This is a genomic window from Paramuribaculum intestinale (assembly GCF_003024925.1).
Lineage (GTDB): Bacteria > Bacteroidota > Bacteroidia > Bacteroidales > Muribaculaceae > Paramuribaculum > Paramuribaculum intestinale.
The window spans coordinates 1-1070 of sequence record NZ_PUED01000373.1; the positions used below are offsets into that span (position 1 = coordinate 1).

Genomic DNA, 1070 nt, shown 5'->3' on the forward strand with positions numbered 1-1070 from the left:
AGACTGAAGCGATGGTGATCGAAACAATCATCCGCCAAAGAGAAGAATCGGTAATTCATAGGGCGTATCTGTCAGTTCAAGAGACCGCTGACCTTATGGGAGTAAAACGAAATGCGGTCTATCAGCTCATTTATCATGGAAAGTTGAAAGCATACCGCCTCACTTCCCGCGTTACACGTATCAGTAGAATAGACATAGAGGAACTACTTAGCACAAGCCTCTATGTCAGGAAGTCCAAAGCCAAGTCCTCGGTATCTGATGAGAACGGCGAAGCAATCTCGGAGTTTTACACGACGAAAGAGATTATCACAAAGTTCGGGGTGAGCAATTCATGGGTGTTTGCTCAGGGTAAGGCTCACAATATTCCGAAGGTCTACCACCGGGGAAAGACACTTTGGAGCAAGACGCACTGCGACCGGGTGTTTGCAGCGAAGCCCGAACCGCCGAAAGATGATGACTGGATTTCATACTCTAATGTGCGGGCTGAGTACAATCTGACCCATGATCAGCTTCACAACTATGTGAAGTACCATGGTCTGCGCCGTAAGAAAGTCGGCAAGTATACCTATATATTGAAGTCGGAAATCGATGCGATTCTCCGTCCTCCAACGCTGAAATGAGGCAGGTTATCGGTTATCCGCAGGTTAACAGTCTAATAACTTGATAACCGGGAGATAACCAGTGAACTTCGCCGAAACAAATCATTCAAAAACAAAATTCGTATGGATATATGCACTAAAGTCGCCTTGCGGCAGCGTCTTCTTGAATCGGGTAAGATCACGTTGTACTTTGACTACTATCCACCAATCCGAAACCCGAAAACAAACAAGATGCAGCGCCATGAGTATCTTGGAATCTACCTGTATGGCAACCCGACCAACAAGGTGCAGCGCGACTTCAACCAGGCGATGCTTGAGAAAGGGGAACTTCTGCGCTGTCGCCGTCAGGAACAGGTGATTAACTGGAAAAACTCAGTGAATTTGCCCCCCGGTTGACCAGATAAATTGCCCCCCGGAAAAAGACTTTACGGGAGTTGGCAAAAGGAGTTTTTGAGCTATATTGTATCTGCA

At 46.8% G+C, this 1070-nt stretch carries 2 protein-coding genes; both read left to right on the forward strand.

Going from position 1 to position 1070, the window contains the following annotated elements; all coding sequences use genetic code 11:
• A partial coding sequence (locus tag C5O24_RS13660) for a helix-turn-helix domain-containing protein (RefSeq protein WP_133165620.1) occupies positions 1 to 620 on the forward strand: 620 nt, incomplete at its 5' end.
• A 102-nt stretch (positions 621 to 722) separates the two neighbouring features.
• Positions 723 to 995, forward strand: coding sequence for a hypothetical protein (locus C5O24_RS13665; RefSeq protein ID WP_107036511.1), 273 nt, complete (start codon positions 723 to 725; stop codon positions 993 to 995).
• Positions 996 to 1070: the final 75 nt, after the last annotated feature.

Bases quoted from the DNA above. Each gene is read 5' to 3' on its own strand.
- C5O24_RS13665 (WP_107036511.1), top strand. From the start codon at position 723: ATGGATATATGCACTAAAGTCGCCTTGCGGCAGCGTCTTCTTGAATCG.